The sequence below is a fragment of the Shigella sp. SIG6 genome (assembly GCF_053555815.1).
Genome location: NZ_JBQZXC010000319.1, coordinates 1 through 468 on the forward strand (window position 1 = coordinate 1; position 468 = coordinate 468).

Consider the following 468-nt stretch of genomic DNA (forward strand, 5'->3'; position numbering starts at 1 on the left):
TGTCAACGACGGATGAAAAGTGATCCACTTATATCTCCACCAACGGCCCAATATTGATCCACCGTTTTACTCAGGATTAGCTTCTGCTATAACCCCGGCCTTTCGTTTCTGTCTGAGTCGATAGCTTTCTCCTTTGATTTGAACGACATGTGAGTGGTGTAAGATACGGCCCAGCATCGCTGAGGTCAGTGCTGCATCACCGGCGAACGTTTGATCCCACTGCCCGAACGGTAGATTGGATGTCAGGATCATTGCGCTCTTTTCGTAACGTTTAGCGATGACCTGGAAGAACAGTTTTGCTTCTTCCTGACTGAACGGCAGATAGCCTATTTCATCAATGATGAGCAGGCGGGGGGCCATTACTCCACGCTGAAGCGTCGTTTTATAACGGCCCTGACGTTGTGCCGTAGATAACTGAAGTAACAGATCTGCTGCTGTTGTGAAGCGAACTTTGATACCTGCACGGAC

General features: G+C 48.9%; 1 pseudogene. It reads right to left on the reverse strand.

Annotation, left to right across the window (positions count from 1 at the left end):
* Positions 1-66: 66 nt before the first annotated feature.
* A pseudogene (gene istB, locus ACUU1M_RS20600) lies at positions 67-468 on the reverse strand (IS21-like element IS100kyp family helper ATPase IstB); the annotation flags it as partial.